27 protein-coding genes are annotated in these 24,486 nt (G+C 70.3%); 15 read left to right on the top strand and 12 right to left on the bottom strand.

From position 1 onward, the window contains the following. Positions 1-42 precede the first annotated feature (42 nt). Both ACFC1W_RS08960 and ACFC1W_RS08965 read right to left on the bottom strand, forming a co-directional pair. Positions 43-717 carry an SRPBCC family protein gene (locus ACFC1W_RS08960; RefSeq protein ID WP_375991185.1) on the bottom strand — a complete coding sequence of 225 codons (675 nt, stop codon included), beginning with the start codon at positions 715-717 and terminating at the stop codon, positions 43-45. 1 nt (position 718) lies between these two features. After that, complete coding sequence (locus tag ACFC1W_RS08965) at positions 719-1,138, bottom strand: ArsR/SmtB family transcription factor (protein ID WP_375991188.1); 420 nt, start codon at positions 1,136-1,138, stop codon at positions 719-721. Between the two features lie 82 nt (positions 1,139-1,220). Here ACFC1W_RS08965 and proC point away from each other — a divergent pair, with 82 nt between their 5' ends. Then, positions 1,221-2,063 (top strand): pyrroline-5-carboxylate reductase, encoded by an 843-nt coding sequence (proC, locus tag ACFC1W_RS08970; RefSeq protein WP_375991191.1) that lies wholly within the window; start codon positions 1,221-1,223, stop codon positions 2,061-2,063. A gap of 61 nt (positions 2,064-2,124) precedes the next feature. Here the strand turns inward: proC and ACFC1W_RS08975 are convergent, their stop codons facing one another. Genes ACFC1W_RS08975 through ACFC1W_RS08985 form a run of 3 tightly spaced genes read right to left on the bottom strand, consistent with a single transcriptional unit; the run spans position 2,125 to position 4,647 of the window. Continuing rightward, positions 2,125-2,511 carry a nuclear transport factor 2 family protein gene (locus tag ACFC1W_RS08975; protein ID WP_375991194.1) on the bottom strand — a complete coding sequence of 129 codons (387 nt, stop codon included), beginning with the start codon at positions 2,509-2,511 and terminating at the stop codon, positions 2,125-2,127. A gap of 32 nt (positions 2,512-2,543) precedes the next feature. Continuing rightward, on the bottom strand, positions 2,544-3,215 hold the full coding sequence (locus ACFC1W_RS08980; RefSeq protein ID WP_241112087.1) for a TrkA family potassium uptake protein: 672 nt from the start codon (positions 3,213-3,215) through the stop codon (positions 2,544-2,546). After that, positions 3,208-4,647: a TrkH family potassium uptake protein gene (locus ACFC1W_RS08985; RefSeq protein ID WP_375991197.1), complete on the bottom strand. Its 1,440-nt coding sequence runs from the start codon at positions 4,645-4,647 to the stop codon at positions 3,208-3,210. The genes ACFC1W_RS08980 and ACFC1W_RS08985 overlap by 8 nt, the downstream gene beginning before the upstream one ends. 63 nt (positions 4,648-4,710) lie before the next feature. On the opposite strand from ACFC1W_RS08985, the gene ACFC1W_RS08990 reads away from it, so the two are divergent. Then, positions 4,711-5,115 carry a metalloregulator ArsR/SmtB family transcription factor gene (locus ACFC1W_RS08990; protein ID WP_241112085.1) on the top strand — a complete coding sequence of 135 codons (405 nt, stop codon included), beginning with the start codon at positions 4,711-4,713 and terminating at the stop codon, positions 5,113-5,115. 191 nt (positions 5,116-5,306) lie between these two features. On the opposite strand, the gene ACFC1W_RS08995 is transcribed toward ACFC1W_RS08990, so the two are convergent. Next, a complete protein-coding gene (locus tag ACFC1W_RS08995) occupies positions 5,307-6,113 on the bottom strand; it encodes an ABC transporter permease (RefSeq protein WP_375991201.1) in 807 nt (268 codons plus the stop codon). Further along, the gene (locus ACFC1W_RS09000) at positions 6,110-7,024 is read right to left on the bottom strand and encodes an ATP-binding cassette domain-containing protein (RefSeq protein WP_375991204.1); all 915 of its coding nucleotides are present in this window, start codon (positions 7,022-7,024) and stop codon (positions 6,110-6,112) included. The genes ACFC1W_RS08995 and ACFC1W_RS09000 overlap by 4 nt, the downstream gene beginning before the upstream one ends. A gap of 82 nt (positions 7,025-7,106) precedes the next feature. On the opposite strand from ACFC1W_RS09000, the gene ACFC1W_RS09005 reads away from it, so the two are divergent. The 5 genes from ACFC1W_RS09005 (at position 7,107) to ACFC1W_RS09025 (ending at position 9,153) form a co-directional block, all read left to right on the top strand. Beyond that, positions 7,107-8,036: a TetR/AcrR family transcriptional regulator gene (locus ACFC1W_RS09005; RefSeq protein WP_375991207.1), complete on the top strand. Its 930-nt coding sequence runs from the start codon at positions 7,107-7,109 to the stop codon at positions 8,034-8,036. A gap of 118 nt (positions 8,037-8,154) precedes the next feature. After that, positions 8,155-8,346 carry a helix-turn-helix domain-containing protein gene (locus ACFC1W_RS09010; RefSeq protein WP_019182077.1) on the top strand — a complete coding sequence of 64 codons (192 nt, stop codon included), beginning with the start codon at positions 8,155-8,157 and terminating at the stop codon, positions 8,344-8,346. Between the two features lie 82 nt (positions 8,347-8,428). Next, on the top strand, positions 8,429-8,527 hold the full coding sequence (locus tag ACFC1W_RS09015; protein WP_003792170.1) for a 30S ribosomal protein bS22: 99 nt from the start codon (positions 8,429-8,431) through the stop codon (positions 8,525-8,527). Between the two features lie 79 nt (positions 8,528-8,606). Beyond that, positions 8,607-8,900 carry a rhodanese-like domain-containing protein gene (locus ACFC1W_RS09020; protein WP_241112081.1) on the top strand — a complete coding sequence of 98 codons (294 nt, stop codon included), beginning with the start codon at positions 8,607-8,609 and terminating at the stop codon, positions 8,898-8,900. Positions 8,901-8,907: 7 nt separating this feature from the next. Continuing rightward, a complete protein-coding gene (locus ACFC1W_RS09025) occupies positions 8,908-9,153 on the top strand; it encodes a glutaredoxin family protein (protein WP_375991211.1) in 246 nt (81 codons plus the stop codon). Between the two features lie 245 nt (positions 9,154-9,398). Here the strand turns inward: ACFC1W_RS09025 and aspS are convergent, their stop codons facing one another. Then, complete coding sequence (aspS, locus tag ACFC1W_RS09030; protein ID WP_375991213.1) at positions 9,399-10,739, bottom strand: aspartate--tRNA(Asn) ligase; 1,341 nt, start codon at positions 10,737-10,739, stop codon at positions 9,399-9,401. Positions 10,740-10,774: 35 nt separating this feature from the next. On the opposite strand from aspS, the gene ACFC1W_RS09035 reads away from it, so the two are divergent. The 7 genes from ACFC1W_RS09035 to ccsB all read left to right on the top strand — a co-directional run bounded on the left by ACFC1W_RS09035 (position 10,775) and on the right by ccsB (position 16,891). Further along, positions 10,775-11,146, top strand: coding sequence for a hypothetical protein (locus ACFC1W_RS09035; RefSeq protein WP_375991216.1), 372 nt, complete (start codon positions 10,775-10,777; stop codon positions 11,144-11,146). 114 nt (positions 11,147-11,260) lie between these two features. After that, positions 11,261-11,974: a DedA family protein gene (locus tag ACFC1W_RS09040; RefSeq protein WP_375991219.1), complete on the top strand. Its 714-nt coding sequence runs from the start codon at positions 11,261-11,263 to the stop codon at positions 11,972-11,974. Between the two features lie 42 nt (positions 11,975-12,016). Next, positions 12,017-12,646: a histidine phosphatase family protein gene (locus tag ACFC1W_RS09045; protein WP_375991221.1), complete on the top strand. Its 630-nt coding sequence runs from the start codon at positions 12,017-12,019 to the stop codon at positions 12,644-12,646. Continuing rightward, positions 12,646-13,281, top strand: a complete 636-nt coding sequence (locus ACFC1W_RS09050) for a TlpA family protein disulfide reductase (protein ID WP_375991224.1) — start codon at positions 12,646-12,648, stop codon at positions 13,279-13,281. The genes ACFC1W_RS09045 and ACFC1W_RS09050 overlap by 1 nt, the downstream gene beginning before the upstream one ends. Then, a complete protein-coding gene (locus ACFC1W_RS09055) occupies positions 13,278-14,141 on the top strand; it encodes a cytochrome c biogenesis CcdA family protein (RefSeq protein WP_375991227.1) in 864 nt (287 codons plus the stop codon). The genes ACFC1W_RS09050 and ACFC1W_RS09055 overlap by 4 nt, the downstream gene beginning before the upstream one ends. Next, entirely contained in the window at positions 14,122-15,825 is a 1,704-nt protein-coding gene (locus ACFC1W_RS09060) for a cytochrome c biogenesis protein ResB (protein WP_375991230.1), read from the top strand. Before ACFC1W_RS09055 ends, ACFC1W_RS09060 begins: the two co-directional genes overlap by 20 nt. 4 nt (positions 15,826-15,829) lie before the next feature. Next, positions 15,830-16,891 (top strand): c-type cytochrome biogenesis protein CcsB, encoded by a 1,062-nt coding sequence (ccsB, locus tag ACFC1W_RS09065; RefSeq protein WP_375991233.1) that lies wholly within the window; start codon positions 15,830-15,832, stop codon positions 16,889-16,891. A gap of 632 nt (positions 16,892-17,523) precedes the next feature. Here the strand turns inward: ccsB and ACFC1W_RS09070 are convergent. Both ACFC1W_RS09070 and ACFC1W_RS09075 read right to left on the bottom strand, forming a co-directional pair. Then, entirely contained in the window at positions 17,524-19,545 is a 2,022-nt protein-coding gene (locus tag ACFC1W_RS09070; RefSeq protein WP_375991236.1) for a YhgE/Pip domain-containing protein, read from the bottom strand. Next, the gene (locus tag ACFC1W_RS09075) at positions 19,542-22,469 is read right to left on the bottom strand and encodes an MMPL family transporter (protein ID WP_375991237.1); all 2,928 of its coding nucleotides are present in this window, start codon (positions 22,467-22,469) and stop codon (positions 19,542-19,544) included. Before ACFC1W_RS09075 ends, ACFC1W_RS09070 begins: the two co-directional genes overlap by 4 nt. Before the next feature lie 130 nt (positions 22,470-22,599). On the opposite strand from ACFC1W_RS09075, the gene ACFC1W_RS09080 reads away from it, so the two are divergent. After that, positions 22,600-23,241: a TetR/AcrR family transcriptional regulator gene (locus ACFC1W_RS09080; protein WP_375991240.1), complete on the top strand. Its 642-nt coding sequence runs from the start codon at positions 22,600-22,602 to the stop codon at positions 23,239-23,241. 25 nt (positions 23,242-23,266) lie between these two features. Here ACFC1W_RS09080 and ACFC1W_RS09085 read toward each other — a convergent pair whose 3' ends face one another. Both ACFC1W_RS09085 and ACFC1W_RS09090 read right to left on the bottom strand, forming a co-directional pair. Continuing rightward, entirely contained in the window at positions 23,267-24,274 is a 1,008-nt protein-coding gene (locus ACFC1W_RS09085; RefSeq protein WP_375991478.1) for an o-succinylbenzoate synthase, read from the bottom strand. Positions 24,275-24,284: 10 nt separating this feature from the next. Next, complete coding sequence (locus ACFC1W_RS09090) at positions 24,285-24,461, bottom strand: hypothetical protein (protein ID WP_375991242.1); 177 nt, start codon at positions 24,459-24,461, stop codon at positions 24,285-24,287. Between the last annotated feature and the right edge of the window lie 25 nt (positions 24,462-24,486).

Below are 24,486 nucleotides of genomic sequence, written 5' to 3' on the forward strand. Positions count from 1 at the left end.
GTGAACCGACTTTCACGTTCAGCGCGCCGCGGTTGCCGCGGGTCAGGCCTCCGGCGTCTCGTCGGCGGTCTGCCCGGTGTAGAACAGGTAGGTGTTCGTCGCAGCTGTGGCCGCGGCATCCGCATCCCCGCCGTCGGCGATGTGCGCCTGGGCCCAGCCATCGGCGGCGGCGCGCGAGAACCGCTTGCCCTCGTCGCTCACCTGCCATGCCTCGGCCTCTTCCGGCGCAATGCGCTCGCCGCCGGTGAGGTGGAGCGAGAGTCCGAGGAGCCCCATGTCCCAGCCGACGCCGGTGGCGCCGGGGCCGTACGTCTCCCAGAATCCGGGCGGGAGTCCCTCGGTCTTCGCCGTGTGGGTGAGCACCAGCTGCGTGCGGGCGTCGCCGAGGCTCGTGAGGCCGATCTCGAGCCACGAGATGCCGCCGCCGTACTCCCAGGTGACGCGGTACGACGCGACGCCGTCGTGCGGGGGAGTGCAGGCGAGCACCTCGCCGCCGGCGTTGCCGACCACCTGGTACCGGCCGCCGAGGCGCAGATCGCCCTCAACGGGCGCGAACCAGCGCGCGATGCGCTCACCGGTGGTGACGGCGTCCCACACGTCGTCGATCGTCGACGGGTACGTCTGCGCGAGCGACTGGACCCGCGCCTCCTCGCCGTCGAGCTCGGTCGTGCGCAGGGTGCGGTCGACCGCACCGATCTGGGCGTTGACGTCCACCATGTCAGTTCACCTCATCATCATCGTCGTTGGTGCTGCTGCTGTTGCTGCTTCCGTTGTCGGCTGTCTCGCGGTCGTCGGCGGGCTGATGCGCCGCCTGGCGCCGTGCTCGCCGCCCGCGCGCGAGCTCGGTGCCGAGCGCATCGAGCTTCGGCTGCCACATCCGCCGGAACGGATCGAACCAGCCGTCCGCTGCTTCCAGCGGGGCAGGGTCGATCGCGTACAGGCGACGTGTGCCGTCCGGCCGCACGGTCGCGAACCCCGATTCCCGCAGCACCCGGAGGTGCTGCGAGACGGCCGGCTGTGAGATGCCGAACTCGCGCTGCACGACCTCGCCGAGGTCGCCCGCGCTGCGCTCGCCGCCCGCCAGCAGCTCGAGCAGGCGGCGGCGCACCGGGTCTCCCAGGACGTCGAGTGCGTGCATGAGGCAATATTTGCATTGCTACTTATATAAGTCAAGACTGAAGGCAAGTGGATGCCGCGCCCCGCGCTCGTAGGATGGCGCAATGACCGACACCCCTGCCCTTCCTCCGATCGCGATCCTCGGCGCCGGCTCGATGGGCGGCGCGATCCTTCACGGGCTCGTGCGCTCGGGACTCGCGGCGGGCGGCGTCACCGCGACCAATCGCTCTGCCGCCAAGGCGGCCGAGCTCGAGGGCCTCACAGGTGTGACGAGCATCGCGCTCGAGGCGCAGCCGACGGGCAACACGGATGCCGCGTCCGCTGCCGACATCGTGCTCATCGGCGTCAAGCCCGCCATGGTGCCCGACCTGTTGCGAGAGATCGCCCCGAGCCTGCGCGCGGGCACGATCGTCGTGAGCCTCGCCGCGGGCGTCACGATCGCGACGTTCGAGTCACTGCTCGGCGACGACGTGGCGGTGCTGCGCTCGATGCCGAACACCCCGTCGCTCGTCGGGCGGGGCGTGACGGGGCTGGCGGCCGGAACGCACGCCGAGGCGGACGCCGTCGCGGTCGTCCGGCGGCTGTTCGAGACGGTCGGCACGGTCGTGGAGGTTCCGGAGGGGCAGATCGACGCGCTCTCGACCATCTCGGGCTCGGGGCCGGCCTACTTCTTCCTCGTGGTCGAGGAGTTCACCAAGGCCGCGATCGGCAAGGGCTTCTCCGATGCGGACGCCCGGCTCATGGCCGAGCAGACGTTCATCGGCGCCGCCGCGCTGCTCGAGGCCTCCGACGATGACCCCGCCGAGCTGCGCCGCCGCGTGACGAGCCCGAAGGGCACGACCGAGCGTGCGGTGGCGGTGCTGCACGATGCCCGGCTCGACGACGTGTTCGCCCGGGCGACCGACGCCGCCCTGGCCCGGGCCAAGGAGCTGGCGGCGGGCGCCTAGCTGCTGTTCCCCGGCGGTCGAGTGCGGCGCAGCCGTGTATCGAGACCCTCGCCGACGGCGCTCAGTCCCCGCTCTTCTCGGCCTGGTCCATCCACCACTCGGTGAAGGACTCGGCCCGCTCGAGACCGTCGGCGAGCGCGACGACCCAGAGGTTGCTGTAGACGGTGCCGGAGTCGTAGCGCGTCACGCCGCTGTAGAAGAACGTGCGTCCGTCGATCCCGGCGACGTCGCCTTCGAACGTGAATGTGCCGGGCTCGTCGCGGCGCTCGAGCCACGAGGCGACAATCGCGTCGGACCCCTCGATGGCCGGGCGCCACGGTTCGTACCGGTATCGCGCGTCGTCGGTGAACAGGCCGCGGATATCGGCCTCGTCGTTGCTGTTCCACGCCGTGACGTACCGCGCGATCCAGCGGCGGGCCGCGGCATCCGCTTCAGCTCTCTCGATCATCACCCGAGTCTTCTCCGGGCCTGCGACATCGGCTACCGGTCGAGGGCGGCGAAGCGCTCGATGTCGGAGTTCGTGCCCGACACGATGATGAGGTCGTGGTTGGTCACCACGGTGTTCGCCTCCGCGTAGCGGAACGGCTTGCCGGGACTCTTCACGCCCACGACCGTCACGTTGTACTTGGTGCGCACGCCCGACTCGTTGAGGCCCACGCCGCGGATGAACTTCGGCGGGTACATCTTGGCCAGCACGAAGTCGTCGTCGAAGCGGATGAAGTCGAGCATGCGTCCGCTCACGAGGTGCGCGACACGCTCGCCGGCCTCGCGCTCGGGATAGATGACGTGGTTCGCGCCGACGCGGGCGAGGATCTTGCCGTGCGACTGCGACACCGCCTTGGCCCAGATCTGGGGGACCTTCAAGTCGACGAGGCTGGCGGTGATGAGAACGGATGCCTCGATCGACGAGCCGACGGCAACCACGGCCACCTGGAAGTCCTGCGCGCCGATCTGCTTGAGCGCTTCGATGTTGCGCGCGTCGGCCTGCACGGTGTGCGTGACGCGCTCGGACCACTTCTGCACCAGCTCGAGGTTCTCGTCGATCGCGAGCACCTCGCGGTCGAGCCTGTCGAGCTCGCCGGCACAGGCGGCGCCGAATCGTCCGAGTCCGATCACCAGAACCGGTGCGTCGCTCCTGATGCGCTCAACCAACGATCGGCCTTTCCACCGGCAGCGAGTAGAGCTGCGAACGGGATGTCGCGGCCACCGCCGCGGCGAGTGTCACTGTACCAATGCGCCCCATGAAGATCGTCAGGGCCATGACGTACACCGCGGGGTCGGTGAGCTCGGAGGTGAGTCCGGTCGACAGGCCGACGGTCGCGAACCCGGAGATGACGTCGAAGAGGACGTCGGAGACCGGAGCCTGGCTGATCTGGGCGATGGTGATCGTCGACAGGGCGACGATCGTGGCGCCCCAGGCGACGACGGAGAGCGCGACGCGCTGGACGTCGCTCGGGATGCGGCGCCCGAACGCCTCGACGGACTGGCGGCCCTTGGCCTCGGACCACACGGCCAGCGCGAGGACGGCGAGCGTCGTGACCTTGATGCCGCCGGCGGTGGACGCCGATCCGCCGCCGACGAACATCAGCATGCAGCCCACGATGAGCGACGAGCCGTACAGGTCGCCGATGTCGACCACGGCGAACCCGCCCGAGCGGGTCATCGCCGAGAGGAAGAACGCCTGGAACGTCGTGTCCCACGCGTCCATCGAGCCGAACGTCTTGGGGTTGCCGTACTCCAGCGCGAGGAACGCCGCCGCGCCGGCGAAGAACAGCAGCACTGTGGTGATGATCGTGAGCTTCGTGTGCAGCGGCCAGCGGCGCACGTGCCAGTAGTGCTTCCACAGTGCGTAGATGACAGGGAAGCCGATGCTGCCGAGGAACACACCGGCCATGAGCACCGTGAGCAGGAAGTAGTCGTCGGCGAACGGCACGAGGCCGCCCGGATTCGGGGTGAAGCCGGTGTTCGTGAAGGCCATCGCCGCGTAGAACGGCGCCTCCCACAGGGCTTCGAGGGGGCGGATCCCCGCGAAGACGAGCGAGGGGTAGAGGGCGATCGCGACGAGCGCCTCGATGAGGAGCGTCGAGAGTGCGACCGTGCGCAGCAGCGTGCCGACTTCGCCGAGCCTCACGGTCTGGCCCTCGTTCACCGGGCCGCCGTGCGAGCGCAGCGGGTTCGAGTCGCTCGCCGCGATGAGCTTGGCACGCAGGCCGAGCCGCTTCGAGATCACCAGACCGAGGATCGAGGCGAGGGTCAGCACCCCCATCCCGCCGATGTTGACGCCGATGAAGATGAAAACCTTGCCGAGCAGCGAGAACGTCGTGGCGATGTCGACCGTCGTGAGTCCCGTCACGCAGATCGTCGACACCGCAGTGAACAGGGCGTCGGCGAGGGGCAGCCGACGGCCGTCGGCGCTCGCCGCAGGAAGCGACAGCAGCGCCGTGAACAGCAGCACGAGCGACGCGAAGACGAGGACGGCGAAACGCGCGGGCGACGATGTCGTGAGATTGCGCAGGCGGTCCCACGCGGCCTTCAGCGCCGATGGCACGCGGCGCACGATCGACCCTGCCGGGTCAGTCGCCATGTCGCCCCCTTCGCCGAGACTCCCGTCATGGTACTCCGCGGGGCTCTTGACTAATCTGAGCACATGGCGGATATCTTCGACGTGATCGCGGACGGCACACGTCGCGACATCCTGCGACTCCTGCTCGACCGCGCCGCCGCCGGAGAACGGGGGACGAGCGTCTCGCACATCGTGCATGAGCTCGGGGCGAGCCAGCCCACCGTGTCGAAGCATCTCAAGGTGCTGCGCGAAGCGCACCTCGTCTCGGTGCGAGAGGAAGGACAGCACCGGTACTACAGTCTGTCGGCCGAGCCTCTCGACGAGGTCGACGACTGGCTGCTCCCCTTTCTCGGCGACGACGACGCCCCGCAGTACGCAGGTTCGACGCTGCCCGACTCGGCGGCGCATGCCGCCGACGTGGTGGGACGGGCTGCGGCATCCGCCAAGTACGCGATCGAGAACGCCTTCAAGAAGCTCCCCGGCCGCTAGATCTCTTCTCTTACCCGAGCCGCATGCGACGCGCGCCCGACGCCGGAGCGGAGGGATGTCGCGTCAGCGAAGCTGGCATCGGGTCTGGCGGGAGGCGACCGACGAAGGAGGCCGCCGGGGGCATGCTTCGCTGACGCGACGTCCCGAAGCGCATCCAGCCTCAGCGCCCCCAGCCTCAGCGGCTACCAGCCTCAGCGGCGCCCTGCCTTGCGGCGGAACAGCCAGGCGCCCCACGCGAACGACGCGAACAGGATCGCGACGCACCAGCCGACTCCCCACCACGCCTGACCGTTCATCGGCGTGCCCATGAGCAGCCCCCGGATGGTCTCGATGATCGGCGTCACCGGCTGGTTCTCGGCGATCCACTGCAGCCACTGCGGCATCGAGTCCACCGGCACGAACGCGCTCGACAGGTACGGCAGGAACAGGATGATGAACCCGTAGGCGTTGGCGCCTTCGGGGCTCTTCGACGCGAGGCCGAGGGCCGCGAACAGGTAGGTGATCGCGAGGATCCACAGCGCGATCATCCCGAGCGCACCCGCCCACCCCCACGCGTCGGCGGTGGGCCGGAATCCGACCAGCAGCGCGACGCACACGACGAGCCCGGTCGCGACGAGGTTGCGCAGCAGGCTCGCCACGACGTGGCCGGTCAGCACGGCGCTCGCCCGTACCGGCATCGTGCGGAACCGGTCGATGATGCCCGCTTTCATGTCGCTCGCGACATAGACCGCGGTGCTGGATGCTCCGAACCCGGCGCACAGCAGGATGATCCCGGGCACGACGTAATCGACGTAGCCGCCGGTGGGGTCGATCGCGCCGCCGAACACGTAGGTGAACAGCAGCATCAGCAGGACGGGGAGCATGATCGCCATCAGGAGCGACTCGCCGTCGCGCAGGGAGTGACGCAGACTGCGGCCGACGAACACGCTCTCGGCGACGAGCCCGCCGACGCGCGGCCGCAGCGCGGGCGCGTCGGGGGAGAGGGTCAGAGTGGTCATGCGATCTCCTTCGCTGCGGGCGCCGTGTGGCGGGTGTCGGGTGAGGTGAGGGCGAGGAACACGTCGTCGAGGCTCGGGCGCCGCAGTGTCACGACGCCCTCGGCGCCGGCTTCATCGAGCACGTCCAGCGCGCGGCGCAGGCCCGAGACGGTGCCGTCGGTCGGCACCTCGCGCAGCAGGTCGCCGTGGGAGTCATGCAGTTCGACGGTGTCGCCGCCGACGCGCGCCTTCAACTGGGCGGCGGTGCCGGTGGCGACGATGCGGCCACCGTCCAGCACGGCGATGCGGTCGGCGAGCTGGTCGGCCTCCTCGAGGTACTGGGTGGTGAGGAACACCGTCGTGCCCGCGTCGGCGAGCGAGCGGATCACGTCCCACAGCTCGCGCCGGCTGCGCGTGTCGAGCCCCGTGGTCGGCTCGTCGAGGAAGAGCACCTCGGGGGTGACGATGAAGCTCAGCGCCAGGTCGAGTCGACGCCGCATACCACCGGAGTAGGCGCCGACGCGCTTGGTCGCAGCATCGGCGAGGTCGAAGCGCTCGAGCAGCTCGGCGGCCCGGCGTCGTGCGCGCCGGGGAGAGAGCCCCGACAGCCGGCCCAGCATCGTGAGGTTCTCGATGCCCGTCAGCACATCGTCCACGGCGGTGGCCTGACCGGTCAGGCTGATGCGTCGCTTCACGCCGTCGGGATCGCGGACGACGTCGATGCCGGCGACCGCCACAGCGCCCGCGTCGGGGCGAGTGAGAGTGGAGAGGACGTTGATCGTCGTCGTCTTGCCCGCCCCGTTGGGTCCGAGCAGTGCGAAGACCTCGCCGCGGCGGACGACGAGGTCGAGGTCATCGAGCACGACCTGCGCACCGAACGCCTTTCGTGCGCCGCGGACGTCGATGGCGGGAGTGCTGATCTCGGGGGTCATGCGATACCTCCACTGTGTATGGTCGAAACTGTTTATGACGCTAACACACTGTTTATCAGATAAACAGTCCTAGACTGACGGCATGACGGATGCCTCAGAGACCGAGCTTCCGCGTGGAGTCGCCCTCGCCTGGGGCGTCGCAGCGAACCCGCAGCGTGGCCCCAAGCGCGAGATGAGCGTCGAGCGCATCGTCGAGGCCGCCGTCGAGATCGCGGATGCCGACGGGCTCGCCGCCGTGTCGATGGCAGCGGTCGCCGCGCGGCTGGGCTACACGCCGATGTCGCTCTACCGCTACGTCACCGCCAAGGATGACCTTCTGCTGCTCATGCAGGAGGAGGCGACGGGTCTGCCCTCCGAAGAGATCCGCGCCTCCGGCACCTGGCGCGAGGGACTGCACGCCGTCTATCGTGAGCAGGTCCAGCGATACCTCGAGCATCCGTGGGTGCTCGACGTCCCGATCACCGGATCGCCCACGACGCCGAACAGCGCGGCATGGATGGATGCCGGGCTCCATGCCCTCGCGGACACTCCGCTCACTCACGAGGAGCGCCTGTCGGTGATGCTGCTGGTCACCGGTCACGCCCGATGGACGGGCATGGTCCTCGCAGGCTACGCGCGCGTGGAGCGCGAGCGCGGCGTGACCGACGCCGACATCACGCGTACGGAGGACGCGCTCTACCGCCAGCTCATCACGGCTGACGCCTACCCCGACCTGCGTGCGGCGATCGATGCCGGTGTCTTCCTCGACGAGTCCGACCCCTTCGCGTTCAACCTCGAGCGCAGCCTCGACGGCGTGGCGGCCTACATCGCCGGAGTGGACAAGGGACGGCGCGCGGATCGCGCGCCCTGGACCGGGATGGACGACGCCGACATCGCCGACGACAAGAAGTTCCGTGAGGCGCGCAAAGCCGTACGCCAGGCGGAGAAGGCGCTGCGCGACGCCCGCCGGATCGAGCGGCAGGTCGCGCGGGAGGCCCGAGAGCGTCGTGCCCGGCAACGCCCTGAGAAATGACTCGGCGAGGATCACAGCATCACCACGAGTCACACAGGTTTACACGCGTCCCTCCGGCGCTCTAGAGTGTGCTCAGAACTGGGGAAAACCCCGATCACTCTCTGGGGAAAGGGTCGACATGGCGGAACTGCCCGACGTGCGCTTCCTGACCGTCGCCGAGGTCGCCGAGCTCATGCGCGTCTCGAAGATGACGGTCTATCGCCTCGTCCATTCGGGCGAGCTGCCTGCGGTGCGCTTCGGTCGCAGCTACCGGGTTCCCGAATCGGCGGTCACCGAGGCTCTGCAACGGCCCATCGCCGACGTCGGCTAGACTGTCCCGAGGCATTTTCCGCATCTGCCCGTTCCCGGGCGCGCACGCGTCGCGCCCAGACCCCGACATTGTGAGGTTTTCCGTGGGTTCAGTCATCAAGAAGCGCCGCAAGCGCATGGCGAAGAAGAAGCACCGCAAGCTGCTTCGCAAGACTCGCCACCAGCGCCGCAACAAGAAGTAAGCGGCATCGACACCAAGCGCCTGTCTCCGGATGGGCGCTTCGTGTATGCGCCCGACACCCCGCTACCCGAGAGGCCGCCATGCAGTCGATCACCGTCCACCAGCTGCGCGAGAACCCCGGCACGCCCGTCATCGACGTGCGCGAGACGTGGGAGTTCGAAGGGGGAAGGGTGCCCGGCGCGGTCAACCTGCCGATGTCGACGATCGGCGAGCACCTCGATGAGCTTCCCGACGGTGCCTTCGCGGTCATCTGCAAGGTCGGCGGCCGTTCGGGGCGTGTTGTCGAGGCCCTCGCTGCGCGCGGCTACGACGCCACGAATGTCGACGGCGGCACCGACGAGTGGATCGCAGCCGGGTATCCCGTCGAGGCATGAGCGCGCCGTGACCACACTCACCCTGATCAGCAAGCCCGACTGCCACCTGTGCGACGTCGCGCGGGAGGTCGTCGAGACGGTCCTCGCCGACCTGCCCGAGGACTCCGTCGAGGTCGACGAACTGTCGATCGCCGACGATCCCGCCCTTTACGCCCAGTGGTGGGAGAAGATCCCGGTCGTACTCATCGACGGCGAGCTGCACGGCCACTGGCGTGTGTCGCCCGACCGGCTGCGCGCCGCGCTGAGCGCCTGAGCCGCAGCATCCCGCGGCCGGCTCTGCCGCACCCTCCGTCTCCGCGGCCGAGGCGCGGCATCCGTCTCCGAAATCAGGGGATCTGGCGCAATCAGGATGATCCGTTGAAAAGCGTCCTGACTGGGCAAGATCCCCTGATCTGGCGAAGTGAAGCGGCGGCTGCGGGCGCGGAAAGCCGGGGCGCGAACGCCAGGGCGCGAACGCCAGGGCGCGAGCGCAGGGCGCGTCGGGCCGCGGAAGTGCCGTCAGGGGGCGAGGCGCGTGGGGCCTCTGAACAGGTACGTGACCTCGCGGATGGAATCCTGACCGAGCAGCAGCATCATCACGCGGGCGAGGCCCATGCCGAAGCCGCCGTGGGGCGGAGCGCCGTACCGGAAGAAGTCGAGGTAGAACTCGAGGTGCTCGGGCTCGAGGCCCTTCTCCTTCGCCTGCTCGATCAACACGTCGACGCGGTGCTCACGCTGCGCGCCCGTCGTGATCTCGACGCCCTTGAAGAGGAGGTCGTAGCTCTTGGTGAGCCCGGTCTCCTCGTTGCGCATGTGGTAGAACGCGCGGATCTCCGGGTGGTAGTCGGTGATGAAGACGAACTGATGGCCGTAGGTCTCCTCGACGTAGGCCGAGATCTGGCGCTCGCCTTCGGGGTCGAGGTCGCCGTCCGTGCGCGGCACCTCGTAGCCTCGGCTCTTCACGATCTCGAGCGCCTCGGCGAGCGGGATGCGCGGGAACGGGATGGCCGGCACCTGCACCTCGAGCCCGAAGAGCTCCTCGATCTCGGCGCCGTGCTTGTCCTTGACGGCCTGGAACGCGGTCTGCAGGAGCTCCTCCTGCATCTTCGCGACGTCCTCGTGCGAGTCGATCCAGCTGATCTCGGCGTCGATCGACGTGAACTCGGTGGCGTGACGGCTCGTGAAGGAGGGGTCGGCGCGGAAGGCGGGCGCGATCTCGAAGATCTTCCCGAAGCCGGCGACCTGAGCCATCTGCTTGAAGAACTGGGGTGACTGCGCGAGGTACGCGGTCTTGTCCTCGAAGTACGGCACCTCGAACAGCTCGGCATTGGACTCGGATGCCGACGCCATCAGCTTGGGGGAGTGGACCTCGATGTAGTCGCGCTCGATCCAGTAGGTGCGCATGGCGTGCTCGAGCGTCGTCTGCACGCGGAAGATGAGGTTGTTGCGACGCTGGCGCAGGTCGAGGAACCGCCAGTCCATGCGCTTGTCCAGACCCGAGTCCGCGGCGATGGGCGTCTCGGGCAGCGCTGCGGCCGCGATGTCCAGCGCGCCGATCTTGATCTCGACGCCGCCGAGCTTCACGCGCTCGTCGTGCTTGAGCTCGCCGTGCACCGTGAGGAACGTGCCCGTGGACAGGTTCGAGATGAGGTCGGTGAGGGCGAGGGCCGCGGCATCCTGCTCCGACCCGTCCTCGGCGGGACGGGTGGCCGGATTCACCAGCTGAACCGCGCCGGTCTCATCCCGGAGGATGACGAACTGCACCTTCTTCTGATCGCGGACGGTCTCGACCCATCCGGAGACGGAGACGGGGCCGTCGGCGAGGCCGAGGAGCTGGTTGACGAGGACGCGTTCACTCACGAGGAACCAGTGTACGTGGGCCCTAGGATGGCGCCGTGACCACGTACGCCGCCCCGGGCCCCGCACGGACCCGCCGGCCGGTGCGCGTGTGGGACATCGTCGTCTCGTCGATCCTCCTGGTGCTGCTCGCCCTGCTCGCCGCGGTGATGTCGTTCTTCGGCTTCTTCCTCGCGATGGCGTCCGACCCCTGCGGCGTGCGCGACTGCAGCTCGGAGCTGATCGGCGCGGGGCTGATCACCGCGGTCGCCCTGCCCTGGGTGTTCCTGCTCGCGGCCGCGGTCGTCACGATCCTGCTGCTCGTGCTCCGCAGGCTCGCCTTCTGGGTGCCGCTCGCCGCCGCCCCGCTCGTCGTCGCGTCGTGGTTCCTGGGCGCGTTCATCGCCGCGGCGGGAGTGCCGACGGGCTGACCGGAAGCGGGATCCGGGGGCCAGCACCCAGGAAGAGCACACGTGGGGCGCCTAGCGTGGAGGAGTCCCGCCCGGCCTCGCCGCGGCATCCGATCACCGAGAGCGAAGCCCCCGATGACCGAAACCTCGTCCGACACCTCCTGGCTCTCCGCCCTTCTGGACTGGTCCGTCTCGCTGATGGACGTGATCGGCCCGGCCGGCGCCGGAGTGGCCATCGCGCTCGAGAACCTGTTCCCGCCGCTGCCGAGCGAGGTCGTGCTGCCCATGGCGGGGCTCGCTGCGAGCACGGGCTCGTTCACGCTGTTCGAGGCCCTCGCCTGGACCACCGGCGGCTCGATCGTCGGGGCGTTCCTGCTCTACGGCCTGGGCGCCTGGCTCGGCGTCGAACGGCTGCGCCGCATCGCCGGTCGCGTGCCGCTGCTCCACCCGGAGGACATCGACCGCACCGTCGGATGGTTCCAGCGCCACGGCGGCAAGGCCGTGTTCTTCGGTCGCATGATCCCGATCTTCCGCAGTCTCATCTCCATTCCGGCGGGCGTGACCCGCATGCCGCTATGGAGGTTCGGCCTGCTCACCGCGGCCGGAAGCCTCATCTGGAACACGATCTTCGTGCTCTCCGGCTACCTGCTCGGCGAGTCGTGGCACGTGGTCGAGCAGTACGTCGACGTCCTGCAGTACGTCGTGATCGCGGTGGTCGCCGTGGCCGGCGCGTGGTTCGTCTTCGTGCGCACCCGTGCCCTGGTCGAGGCGTCCCGCGACCGGCGGTCTGCTGCGCAGCACGAGGACGACCGCGAGCTCGCCTCGTCGACCTCCTCCCGTCGGGACTGACGCTCAGCCGCCCCACAGAACGCGCCCACGTAGACTGGGCGGGTGCCCGCTGATCGCCTTCATCTCGTGCGCCATGGGGAGGTCCACAACCCCCGACGCGTGCTCTACGGGCGACTGCCGGGATACGGCCTCAGCGTGGACGGCCGCGGCATGGCCCGGCAGGCGGCGGAGTACATCCAGTCGCTCGATCGTCCGGTCGCCGCGCTCGTGTGCTCGCCGCTGCAGCGCACGCAGGAGTCGGCCGAGCCGTTCACCGAGCTCTTCGGCCTCGAGCCGCGCATCGACGAGCGCGTGATCGAGCCCACCAACGTCTTCGAGGGGCGGCGCATGGCGCGCGCGCTCCTCAACCCCTGGAACTGGCGTCACCTGCGCAAGCCGGCCCTCCCCAGCTGGGGCGAGCCGTACGCGGACGTCGTGGGCCGCATGAATGAGGCGATGACGGAGGCGTGGGATGCCGCGGACTCCGGCGACGTCGTGATCGTGTCGCATCAGCTCCCGATCTGGATCACGCATCTCGCGGTGGCCTCGCTGCCGCTGCGTCACGACCCCCGCGCGCGGCGCTGCGCGCTGTCGAGCGTGACGAGCTTCGAGATGACGGACGGCAAATGGTCCGAGACCGCGTACGCCGAGCCGGCGTCGCTGTCGGGCTCGGTCGATGTGGGAGCGGTGTGATGGGGTCACAGGCATCGGCGCGTGGGCGCTCGGGCATCCGGCGAGCGCGGGGCGCGGCATCCGCTCTGCTCGTCTTCGGACTGATCGGGGGTCTCGCCGCCTGCGCGAACGATCCGCTCGCGGAGCAGTACCGCGCCGGCGACAACAAGGGCTTCATCGCGGCCAACGGGTTCCAGATCGTCGAGATCCCCGAGGGTGAGCGCACCGAGCCCGTCGTGTTCGACGGCACCACGGAGACTGGGGAGAAGCTCGGAAGCGATGACGTGGCCGGCGACGTGGTGGTCGTGAACTTCTGGTACGCCGCGTGCGGTCCGTGCCGGGCCGAGGCGGAGGCGCTCGAGGAGGTGAACGCGTCGTTCGAGGGTGAGGACGTCTCGTTCATCGGCATCAACACGAGCGACGCGCCCGAGACCGCGACCGCGTTCGCCGAGCAGTACGGCGTCACCTACCCGAGCCTCATGGCCGCGCAGGACGGCGCGATCAAGCTCGCCTTCGCCGACAAGACGCCGATCAACGCCACGCCCACCACGCTCGTGCTCGACAAGCAGGGTCGCGTCGCCGCGCGCATCATCGGGCAGCTCGAGAGCGCCTCGATCCTGCAGACGCTCGTGCGCGACGCGCTGGAGGAGTCGTGACCCCGGCCGACCTGGTAGCCGGCGGATCGCTGTTCATCGCCGTGCCGATCGCGATCCTCGCTGGGCTGCTTTCGTTCCTCTCGCCGTGCGTGCTGCCGCTCGTCCCCGGCTACCTCGGCTTCATCGGCGGCGCGGTGAGCGCGCGGCCGGCCACGGCTCGCGGGGCGGCGGTGTCGAACGGCCGGGAGATCCCGGCTGGCACGGCCGATTCCGCGGCGAATGCGGCGACTTCTCCCGGGCGTTCGACGGGGACGGCCGAGGCCGTCGAGCCGGAGGCCCCGACGCGCGGCAAGCTCCTCCTCGGCGTGCTGCTGTTCATCGCGGGCTTCACCCTCGTGTTCGTGAGCGTCGCGACGCTCGGCGGCACGCTGGGCCGGTTCTTCATCGAGTACGCCGACCTCATCACCCGCATCCTCGGCGTCGTGGTCATCGCGATGGGACTCGTCTTCATCGGCGTCTTCGGCCTCGCGCAGCGCATCGCGCGCCCGCAGGTGCGCGGCAGCCTCGGCCTCATCGGCGCCCCGCTGCTCGGCATTGCGCTCGGCATCGGGTGGGCGCCGTGCATAGGGCCCACCCTCGCCGTGATCCTCGCGATGGCGTTCGACTCGGGCTCCGCCGCACGCGCGGCGACCCTGGGCCTGGCGTACTCGCTGGGCCTCGGCATCCCGTTCATCCTCCTCACTCTCGGCTTCGGGTGGGCGACACGCTCGGTGACCTTCGTGCGCCGGCACATCCGCGTCGTGAACCTGATCGGAGGAGCCCTGCTGATCGTGCTGGGCCTGCTGATGGTGACCGGAGTCTGGACCCAGATCATGGCGAGCCTGCAGGGGGTGTTCGCCGATGTCCCGCTCCCGCTCTGAATCCGCCACGGCGACGGCCGACCCGCTGCGGCCGTCGGATCACGCCGAGGCCGAGGCGTCCGACATCACCCAGCCCGCACTCGGCGTGGTCGGCTGGCTGCGCTGGGGCTGGCGCCAGCTCACGTCGATGCGCACCGCGCTCGTGCTGCTGCTCCTGCTCGCGATCGCCGCGGTCCCCGGCTCGCTCGTGCCGCAGCGCAGCGCCGACCCCAACGGCGTCACCCAGTACTTCGCCGACAACCCCGATCTCGCGCCGGTGCTCGACAACCTCAGCATGTTCGACGTCTACTCGTCGCCGTGGTTCTCCGCGATCTACATCCTGCTGTTCATCTCGCTGATCGGCTGCGTCATCCCGCGGACCAAGCACCACTGGAAGGCCCTCCGCGCCAAGCCGCCCCGCACGCCCGCGCGCCTCGCGCGTCTGGACGCGCATCGCTCCGAGACCGTCGAGTTCTATTCCGAAACGGATGCCGCGGCCGCCGCGACCTCCGCGATCGAGGCCGCGCAGCAGCAGCTGAAGAAGGCCGGGTACCGCGTCGAGCGCTACGACTCCGGTGCGACGCTGTCGGTGTCGGCCGAGCGCGGCTACCTGCGCGAGACCGGGAACCTCGTCTTCCACGCCTCGCTGGTGGGCGTGCTGCTCGCGGTCGGGTTCGGCGGCGGCTTCACCTACACCGGCCAGACCGTGATCCTCGAGGGACGCACCTTCGTGAACACGATGCTCGACTACACGTCCTTCAACCCGGGCCGGTTCGTGGACGAGGAGGCCCTCGAGCCGTACGCGCTGACGCTCGACCGCTTCGACGTCACATACCAGCCGCTCGGCGCGCAGGGTCAGGGTCAGGCCGGGGACTTCGTCGCGAACCTCACCACGCAGTACGCGGGGGAGCAGCCGGTCGCCGGCGAGGTGCGGGTCAACCACCCGCTCGACATGGGCGGCGACCGCATCTACCTGATGGGCAACGGCTATGCGCCGACGCTGACCGTGCGCGACGCCGACGGCGAGATCGTCTTCTCGGAGTCGGTGCCGTTCCTCCCGCAGGACACCAACATGACCTCGCTGGGCGTCGTGAAGATCACCGACGGCCTGCCCGACCAGATGGCGCTGCAGGGCTTCTTCTACCCGACCCAGGCGCCCCTGCACACGGGTGCGTTCGCATCGGCCTACCCCGCACTGATCAACCCGGTCGTGTCGCTCAACGTGTGGGTCGGCGACCTCGGCATCGACGATGGCACCCCCCGCTCCGTATACACGCTCGATCCGTCCGAGATGACGCAGCTCGCGGGACGCGGCACCGACGTCGAGCCGATCGAGCTCGCGCCGGGCGAGACCGCCGACCTTCCGGACGGGCTCGGCAGCATCACGTTCGAGAACGAGGCGCCCGAGGGTGCGCAGGGCTACGAGGAGTCGGTGAAGCGGTACGTGTCGCTGTCGATCCACCGGGATGCCGCGGCCACGTGGGTGCTGGTGTTCGCGGTGCTGGCGACCGCGGGCCTGCTCGCCGCGCTCTTCGTGCCGCGCCGCCGCATGTGGGTGAAGGCGACGCCGCGAGGCGGGTCGCTCCACCTCGAGTACGCGGGACTCGCCCGTGGCGAGGATCCCACGCTCGATGCCGCGGTGGCGCAGTTCGCTCAGCGCCACTTCGACGGCCTGCAGTCCCCGACGTCCCCGAAAGTAGACTGAGACAATGCCTGAATCCTCCGCTCTCACGCTCGACTCCGTGTCGGTGCTGCTGGTGTGGACCGCGATCACGATCTACGCGCTCGCCTTCATCGCGTACGCCGTCGACCTCGCGCGCCGCGGCGCGGACGCGGTCGACGCCAAGGACGCCCAGCTGCAGGTGCGCGAACGAGAACTGGTCGCGGCAGGCGGCGCCGCCAACGGCGGCTCGATCGGTGAGCTGCGCGCGCAGGAGAAGGCGGCTGAGGAGAACCTCAACGCCCCGCTGGGGCGCCGGAAGCGGTTCGTGTGGGCGCGGATCGGCACGTCGCTGACGGTGCTCGGCTTCCTGTTCCACGTCGCGGGCGACGTCACGCGGGGCATCGCGGCCGGACGCGTGCCGTGGTCGAACATGTACGAGTTCGCCCTCACCGGCACCATGCTCATCGTCGCGGTGTATCTCGCGGTGCTGATCCGCTACGACCTGCGGTTCCTCGGCTCATTCATCACCGGACTCACCGTCGTGCTGCTCGGGGCCTCGACGCTGGCCTTCTACGTCGAGATCACGCCGCTCGCCGACCCGCTCAAGTCGGTGTGGCTCGTCATCCACGTGTTCGTGGCGACGCTGTCGACCGCGCTCTTCGCCCTCGCCTTCGGCCTGTCGGTGATGCAGCTCATGCAGGCGCGGCGCGAGCGCCGCGCACTCCTCGCGGCGTCGGCCGAGGCATCCGCTCAGCCCGTCAAGACGGGGCCGCGGTTCCTCGCCACCCTTCCGGGCTCGGAGGCGCTGGAGTCGCTCGCGTACCGCTTCGCGATCCTCGGGTTCATCTTCTGGACGTTCACGCTCATCGCCGGCTCGATCTGGGCCAACGACGCGTGGGGCCGCTACTGGGGCTTCGACACCAAGGAAGTCTGGACCTTCGTGATCTGGGTGCTGTACGCCGGCTACATCCACGCCCGCGCGACGCGCGGCTGGCGCGGCGCCCGATCGGCCTGGCTGTCGATCATCGGCTTCACCGCGGTGCTCTTCAACTTCACGATCGTGAACATGTTCTTCAAGGGACTTCACGCCTACTCCGGCCTGAGCTGACGCGGCGCGGCCTCGATCGAGGTGCGCTCGTGGCACCGCCCGCGTCGTGCCGGGGCGACGCGACGTTCCCCCGCCTGGGTTCACCTGTCACGATGTGTCGGGACAGGCGGCGTTTCGTGACAGGTGAGCAAGGTGCGCGCGGCGATCGGAGGCTCACCTGTCACGATGTGTCGGCGCAGCCGGCGTTTTGTGACAGGCGACCGGATGCCTCCGCCCCGGCGCTGCGGGCGGTGCGACGTCTCCCCGCCTGGGTTCACCTGTCACAAAGCGTCGGTGCAGGCGGCGTTTCGTGACAGGCGATCGGATGCCTCCGCCCCGGCGCTGCGGGCGGTGCGACGTCACCCCCCCGGGTTCACCTGTCACGATGTGTCGGCGCAGGCCGCGTTTCGTGACAGGCGATCGGATGCCTCCGCCCCGGCGCCGCGGGCGGTGCGACGTCTCCCCGCCTGGGTTCACCTGTCACGATGTGTCGGCGCAGGCGGCGTTTCTTGACAGGTGAGCAAAGGTGCGGGCGGCGGCCGGAGGCTCACCTGTCACAAAGCGTCGGTGTGGGCGGCATCTTGTGACAGGCGAGCTGAGGCAACGCCCCGGCCCGGCCTGCACAGCGCGTGGCCGGGCGCAGTGCGTTCGCGCTACGCCGTGGCCGGGGCGGCGTCGAGGATCGCGCGGGCCGACGTCGTGCGGCGGCGGGCGACGGCGAGGATCGTCGCTCCGAACGCGAGCAGCGCCCAGACGATCAGCCCGGCGAACGCCGCGCCGATGCCACCTGCGTCGGTGAGCGCGGCGACCATCCCCTGGTACGCGGGGGAGATCGGCATGAGCGCGGCGAGGTCCGCCAGCACGCCCGGCACGGTGGAGACGACGCCGGTCGCGACGGCGAGCACCCCGATGAGCGCCGAGATCCAGCGGCCGGCGCCGCCGAAGACGGCGACGAGCGCCTGGTTGACCGCCGCGAAGGCGATGCCCGCGACGACGCTCACGCCGGCGAACACCCACCACTGGCTCCACTCATACGAGGCGGCGAGCTGCACGACGCCGGCGACCAGGAGGCCCTGGGCGGCGCCGAGCGCCGCCGCCGGGGCGAACCCGCGCAGCGCCAGCAGCACGGACGGCTCGCGTGCGGTGAGCGCTCGCCGCGACACGGCCTGGAGCGCGACGAACGTCGCGAGACCGCCGAACCACAGCGCGAGGGTGGCCAGCAGGGGGATCGCCGACGCGCCGAACAAAGACGTGCCGACGCCGTCGGCCTCGACCGGGTTCGCGACGACCTCCGCGAGGCTCGAGGCCTCCGCATCCGAGTACGACGGAAGGGCGGTGGATGCCTCCTCCAGGCCGTCTGCGAGCGTCGTGGTCCCCTCGGCGAGCTGTGACACGCCCCCGGCGAGCGAGTCCGCCCCCTCGCCGGCCTGGCCGATGCCGCCCGCGAGCTGGGCGGCGCCCGACGAGAGCTGACCCGCGCCGTCGGCCGACTGCGAGGTCGCGGCGGCGAGCTGGTCGAGGCCCGAGCCGAGCGCGCGCGCACCGTCCGCGGCTTCGGTGAGCCCGGCGCTGGTCTGCGACATGAGCTCCGAGATGCCCGATGCGGTCCCGCCGGCGTATCCGTCGGCATACCCGGCGTTCGTCGCCGCCGCTCCGGCGTTCTGAGCGGCGGTCCCGGCCGTCGCCGCGGCGGCGCCGAGCTGCGTGCAGAAGTCGATCGAGCCGCCCGACGCGATGCACTGCTGGGCGAGGCCGCCGAGCGTCTGCGCCAGGCCCAGCGGGCCGCGGGCGGGGTCGTCGTTGCCCAGCAGCAGGGCGAGGGCGAGGGTCTCGTCCGCGGCCGCGCCGGCGTAGCTCGCTGTGGCGTCCGCGGCATCCTGCAGCTGCTGGTTGACGACCTTCGCCGCGGCTGTGTCAAGTCCCGCCCCCAGGTCGCGCGCACCGCCGGCCGCACCGCCGATGCCGCCCGCGATCTGCCCGAGCCCGCTCTGCAGGTCGCCGGCTCCGGACGACAGGCCGCTGGCGCCCGACGCGAGCTGCGGCATGCCGCCGGCGAGCTGGGTCGCGCCGTCCGCCGCCTGCGATGCGCCGTCGGCCAACTGAGCCGCCCCCGAGGCGGCCTCGCCGAGCTGGTCGCCGAGCGTCGTGAAGCCGAGGAAGACGTTCTCGAGGTAGACCTGCGAGAGCTGCTCTCCCATGAGGGATGCCGCGGCCGTCGTCACCTGCGCCGTGATGGCGTCGTCGACGATCAGGCTGTCGGGCGGCGTCTGCACCTCGATGGTCGCGCGCTGCGGCGTCTCGCCGGGCTGGGTCGATGTCGCGGCCGCCGAGAAGTTCTCGGGGATGGTCACGACGGCCGCATACGTGCCGTCGGCGAGGCCTTCGGCGGCGTCATCCGCGTTCGAGATCGTCCACGTCAGGTTGCTGGGCTGGTCTTCGGAGCCTTCGACGAGCCCGGCGGTCAGCTGACGACCGAGCGGGACGATCTGGTCGTCGATCGTGACGGGTTCGTCCTCGTTCACGATGGCAGCCTGCAGGCCGTCGAGGCGCTCGACCGGGTTGTACAGCGCCGCGACGAGCACGCCCCCGATCACGACGGGCAGCAGCAGGACGCCGATCAGCGTCAGCCACGTCACGGGCCGGCGCGAGCGCGCGCGTTCGATGTGGAGGGTCATGCGGTCACCTCGGCGATGGAAGGGGAAGCAGGGGCGGTGCCGGTGCGCAGCGCGAGCGAGCTCACGTCGGAGCGGCGGGCATCGGCGAGAAGGGCGAGCGCGGGGCCGTCGGCCTTCGCGGTCGCGATGACGGTGAGGCGAGCGGATGCCGCGCCGGGCCGCGCTCGGACCGCGGCTTCGGCATCCCGCAGCAGCGCTGCCGCCTGATCGCGGTCGGAGGGGTCGAGCGCGTCGAGGCCGTCGATCACCACGAGGGTGGTGCGGCCGCTCAGCGCACGGCGCAGCTCGCGCACGGGGTCGTCGGAGCCGCCGAGGATCGCGACGCCGACGTGGGCGCGCACCCAGGCCGCCCGCTCGGGGAGCAGGTGGCCGGCGACGCGCAGGCACCCGTCGTTCGGCGTGATGCGGCCGGCGACCGCGAGCCCGAACGCCCGGGCTGCACGGGGGTCGCCCGTCGCGATGAGCGTGCCGCCCGGCTCGACCCGGAACGTCGCGCCGTCGAACAGTGCGACGGAGTCCTCACCCCCTTCGGCGCGCACGGCGAGGTCCTCCGCGACGACCGCGGCGGTCGTGTGAGGCTCGGGCCACTCCGCGAGCGAGAGCTCGCGTTCGACGGCCTCGCCCTCGATGTCGAAGTGGGGGAGGATGCGCTCGAGCCAGCGCGGCATCCACCATGCCTTGTCGCCGAGCAGGGCCATGACGGCCGGCACCAGGGTCATCCGCACGAGGAACGCGTCGACCGCGATGCCGACGGCGAGACCCAGGGCGATCGGCTTGATCGACGAGTCGCCCTCGGGTACGAAGGCCGCGAACACGGCGAACATGATGACCGCCGCCGCCGTCACCACCCGCGCCGAGGCCGAGAAGCCCGAGCGCACGGCCCCGAGGGCGATGTCGCGATCGCTGCGCGTGGCGTGCCCCGACGCGGCCCGGCGCGCGTGCACGTAGTCCTCGCGCATGCGGCTGACGAGGAACACCTCGTAATCCATCGCGAGACCGAAGAGCACTCCCATGAGGATGATCGGCATGAAGCTGATCACCGGGCCCGTCCGATCGACGTGCAGAAGTTCGGCGCCCCAGCCCCACTCGAACACGGCCGCGACGACGCCGAAGGCGGCGAGCACCGAGAGCAGATAGCCGAGCGCAGCCTTGACCGGCACCCAGATCGACCGGAACACGATCATCAGGAGCACCAGCGACAGGCCGACGACGAAGATGCCGAACGGCAGCAGCGCCGCACCCAGGCGGTCGGAGATGTCGATGCCGACGGCGGTGAAGCCCGTCACCTTCAGATCGACGCCGTACTCCTCCTCCAGTTCCGGCGCGAGCGCGCGCAGTTCGCGCACGAGTTCGGCGGTCGCCGGGTCGTCGGGAGCCGTCTCGGGCACGATCTGGATGAGCCCGGTGTCGGCCGTCTCGTTGGGGGTCGAGAGCGCGATCGACTTCACGCCCGGCACCTGCTCGAGCTCCTCGGCGAGGTCGGCCATCAGCCCGAGCGGATCGGTCGAGGTGACGATGGTGCCCGTCATGATGAGCGGTCCGTTGGATCCCGCGCCGAAGTGCTCGGCGGTGAGGTCGTAGGCCTGACGCGCCTGGCTCGACTGGGGCTGCTGGCCCGCGTTGGGGAGCGCGAGCGCGAGGCTGGCGGCGGGGATCGCCATCACACCCAGCGTCACGATCACCGCGACAGTGGTGATCACCGGATGCTTCGTCACGAGCATCACCCAGCGGTTGGTCTTCTTCGGCGCGGTGCCGACGGGCGCAGCAGCGTCGAGTTCCTCGGCGACTGCCTCGTCGGCGACGGGCTCCTCGCCCGCCGCCACAGACGCCCGGTCGTCATCCGCGCTCGACGAGCGGCGCCGCGCGGGCAGCGCGACGCCCGAACGCGCCTTGCCGTGGCCCCAGCCTGCGACGCGACCCTTTGCGAAGCCGAGGAGCGCGGGCGTGAGCGTCAGGGCGACGACCACGGCGATGGCGACCGCCACGGCCGCGGCGATGCCCATCGTGGTGAGGAACGGGATGCCGGCGAAGCCCAGGCCGATGAGGGCGATGAGCACGGTGGCTCCGGCGAACACGACGGCGGAGCCCGCGGTGCCGGTGGCGCGGGCAGCGGACTCCTCGGGCTCGACGCCGGTGCGCACCTGATCCTGATGTCGAGCGACGATGAACAGCGCGTAGTCGATGCCGACGGCGAGCCCCAGCATGATCGCGAGCATGGGGGTGGTCGAAGAGATCGAGGCGAACGCCGTGGAGACGTAGATGAGCGCGATCGCGAGCCCGACGCCGATGATCGCGGAGATCAGCGGGAACCAGGCGACCGCGAAGGAGCGGAAGGTGACGATGAGCACGAACAGCGCGATGAGCACGCCGACGGCCTCGATGAGCGAGAGCGCCGGGACCGACGTCGAGAACAAGTCGCCGCCCATCGCCACCTGCGAGCCTTCGGGCAATGTGTCGCGCAGATCGTCGGCGACCAGCGTGAGCGCATCCTTCGTCTCGTCCGAGACGTCGGTGGACTGCCCATCGAACTGGAGGCGGATGATCGCGGCCGACTCGTCGTCGGAGACCATCCCGGTGACCATCTCATTGAAGGGATCGGTGACCGCGATGACGCCGTCGATGTCTTCCAGCGCCGCGACGGTGTCGTCGATCTCACCCGCGTAGGGCGCCTCGGCGACCGTGTCGCCGTCGGCGGCGACGATCACCAGCTGGGCGCTCGTGCCGCTTGCTTGGGGGAAGCTGCGGTCGAGCAGCTGGATGCCCTCCTGCGCCTCGGTGCCGGGGATCGAGAACGAGTTGTCGGTGCCCTTCATGAAGGCGAGCGCCCCGCCACCGGCGAGGCCGAGGAGGAGCACCCATGCGACCAGCACCCGCCACGGGTGACGGTAGGACCAGCGACCGAGGGCATACAGCAGGGTGGACACAGCGCCTCCGCGTTCCGGACGATTTCACGATCTGTCGATACAGCGCTGTATCGGATACATGAGTGTATCGTAAAGGGGGTCGGCGCCTTGAAACTGAGTAGTGCGTGTGAGACTGGCGAAGGAGGATCTCTTGAGCGACACGAGCGTCACGTCGCCCCGCCGCGAGGCGACGCGCCAGAAGCTGCTGGATGCCGCTGCCCAGGTCTTCGCCGAAGTGGGGCTCGACGCGGCATCCGTCGAAGCGGTCTGCGAGCGTGCAGGCTTCACCCGCGGCGCCTTCTACTCGAACTTCGAGACGAAGGACGAGCTCTTCCTCGAGTTGGCGGGACGAGTGTCACTCGGTCGCGTCGCCGCCGTACGGGATCGCGTCGCCGAACTCGAGCGTGACGGTGCCTTCGCCGACGTGCCCTCCAACGCGCTGCAGATCGTGCAGCAGGTGCTGGACATGTCGGCCGACGATCGCCTGGGGGTCCTGCTCCTGAGCGAGATCCGCATCCACGCGCTCCGCACGCCCGCGCTCGCCGCCGCCTATCTGGCGCAGACCGACGAGATGCTCCGCAGCGTCGCGCAGATCATCGACGACATCGGGCGGGCCGAGTCCTTCACCTTCCGGCTGCCGCCCCTCGACGCGGCGCGCCTGCTGCTCACCGTCTGGGAGGGCGCCGCCGTGCGGTCGGTCATGGCGGGAGCCGGTCAGGCCGAGCTGCGCCAGGCGACGAACGAAGAGCTCGCCCGGGTCGCACAGCTGCTCATCGCCCCCTCCGAAGGCTGAGTCGGGAGCATCGCAGAACCGCGTCTCAGCCGGCGCGCTCGATGAGCAGGGCGTGACAACGCGCGAGCCGGTCGAGCCACCAGTCGCGGCGATCGGCGGATGCCTCATGCCGAGCCAGCAGCGCCGGATCGGCCTGCACGCGGCCGACCGGCAGCACGCCGCCCACCGGAGCGAGCGGGCGCGCGGTCACGTCGGCGGTGAACAGCGACGCCGTGCCGAGTCCGCAGTCGTACTCCAGGCCCGGCAGGGCGGCGGCGAGGGCGACGCCCATCGAGAGCCCGATCGACGTGTCGAGCGCGCTCGAGACGACGGCAGGAAGCCCGGCCTCCGCAACGATCGCGAGCGCTCGCCGTACGCCGCCGAGCGGCTGCGCCTTGACGACGAGCAGGTCCGCCGCGCCGGCGCGGGCGACGGCGAGCGGATCCGCCGCCTTGCGCACGCTCTCGTCGGCGGCGATCGGGATGCCCATGTACTTCACGCGGCGACGCAGCTCGGCGAGCTCTTCGACCGTGGCGCACGGCTGCTCGGCGTATTCGAGGTCGAACTCGGCGAGGGCATGGAGCGCCCGCTCGGCTTCGTCGACGTTCCAGGCCCCGTTCGCGTCGATCCGCACGCGCCCCTCCGGGCCCATCGCCTCGCGCACCGCCCGCACCCGCTCGACGTCGTCCGACAGTCGCTCACCCGCCTCGGCGACCTTGACCTTCGCGGTGCGACAGCCGTCGAACCTGGCGAGGACGGCGGAGACGGATGCCGCGGCCACCGCCGGCACCGTGGCGTTGACGGGGATCTCGTTCCGGACGGGCGCGGGTTGCGGCATCCATCCGAAGTCGACGGAGGCGGCCAGCCACGTCGCCGCCTCGCGGTCGTCGTACTCGGCGAACGGGGAGAACTCGGTCCAGCCCTCAGGCCCCTCGAACAGGAGCGCTTCGCGCACGTCGACGCCACGGAAGCGCGTCGCCAGCGGCAGCGCGACCACGCGGGCCGAGGCGAGGATTTCGGACAGCGGCGGGGTGGCGTGGCTCACGCGACCCATCATGCCCGGGTCAGAACCAATAGGTCTGACTCTGCACGGAACGTGCGCGCGCGCCGTTCTCGAAGGAGGCTGAACCGCGCGCCGCGCCCGCCTGCGCCGCGCGCTGCGCCTGCGCCTGCTCGTGGGTCAGCGGCTTGCCGAAGAGGGCGTGGCGGATGCGGGTGAAGAACGAGGGCGTGGCGGTCATGGTGGCCTCCTTCGGGTCATCGTCG

The sequence above is a fragment of the Microbacterium sp. NPDC056003 genome, from assembly GCF_042274785.1.
Classification (GTDB): Bacteria; Actinomycetota; Actinomycetes; order Actinomycetales; family Microbacteriaceae; genus Microbacterium.

Coding starts and splice junctions, on each gene's coding strand:
- ACFC1W_RS08960 (WP_375991185.1), bottom strand. CDS start 717: ATGGTGGACGTCAACGCCCAGATCGGTGCGGTCGACCGCACCCTGCGC.
- ACFC1W_RS08965 (WP_375991188.1), bottom strand. CDS start 1,138: ATGCACGCACTCGACGTCCTGGGAGACCCGGTGCGCCGCCGCCTGCTC.
- proC (WP_375991191.1), top strand. CDS start 1,221: ATGACCGACACCCCTGCCCTTCCTCCGATCGCGATCCTCGGCGCCGGC.
- ACFC1W_RS08975 (WP_375991194.1), bottom strand. CDS start 2,511: ATGATCGAGAGAGCTGAAGCGGATGCCGCGGCCCGCCGCTGGATCGCG.
- ACFC1W_RS08985 (WP_375991197.1), bottom strand. CDS start 4,647: ATGGCGACTGACCCGGCAGGGTCGATCGTGCGCCGCGTGCCATCGGCG.
- ACFC1W_RS08990 (WP_241112085.1), top strand. CDS start 4,711: ATGGCGGATATCTTCGACGTGATCGCGGACGGCACACGTCGCGACATC.
- ACFC1W_RS08995 (WP_375991201.1), bottom strand. CDS start 6,113: ATGACCACTCTGACCCTCTCCCCCGACGCGCCCGCGCTGCGGCCGCGC.
- ACFC1W_RS09000 (WP_375991204.1), bottom strand. CDS start 7,024: ATGACCCCCGAGATCAGCACTCCCGCCATCGACGTCCGCGGCGCACGA.
- ACFC1W_RS09005 (WP_375991207.1), top strand. CDS start 7,107: ATGACGGATGCCTCAGAGACCGAGCTTCCGCGTGGAGTCGCCCTCGCC.
- ACFC1W_RS09010 (WP_019182077.1), top strand. CDS start 8,155: ATGGCGGAACTGCCCGACGTGCGCTTCCTGACCGTCGCCGAGGTCGCC.
- ACFC1W_RS09020 (WP_241112081.1), top strand. CDS start 8,607: ATGCAGTCGATCACCGTCCACCAGCTGCGCGAGAACCCCGGCACGCCC.
- ACFC1W_RS09040 (WP_375991219.1), top strand. CDS start 11,261: ATGACCGAAACCTCGTCCGACACCTCCTGGCTCTCCGCCCTTCTGGAC.
- ACFC1W_RS09050 (WP_375991224.1), top strand. CDS start 12,646: ATGGGGTCACAGGCATCGGCGCGTGGGCGCTCGGGCATCCGGCGAGCG.
- ACFC1W_RS09060 (WP_375991230.1), top strand. CDS start 14,122: ATGTCCCGCTCCCGCTCTGAATCCGCCACGGCGACGGCCGACCCGCTG.
- ccsB (WP_375991233.1), top strand. CDS start 15,830: ATGCCTGAATCCTCCGCTCTCACGCTCGACTCCGTGTCGGTGCTGCTG.
- ACFC1W_RS09070 (WP_375991236.1), bottom strand. CDS start 19,545: ATGACCCTCCACATCGAACGCGCGCGCTCGCGCCGGCCCGTGACGTGG.
- ACFC1W_RS09085 (WP_375991478.1), bottom strand. CDS start 24,274: ATGGGTCGCGTGAGCCACGCCACCCCGCCGCTGTCCGAAATCCTCGCC.
- ACFC1W_RS09090 (WP_375991242.1), bottom strand. CDS start 24,461: ATGACCGCCACGCCCTCGTTCTTCACCCGCATCCGCCACGCCCTCTTC.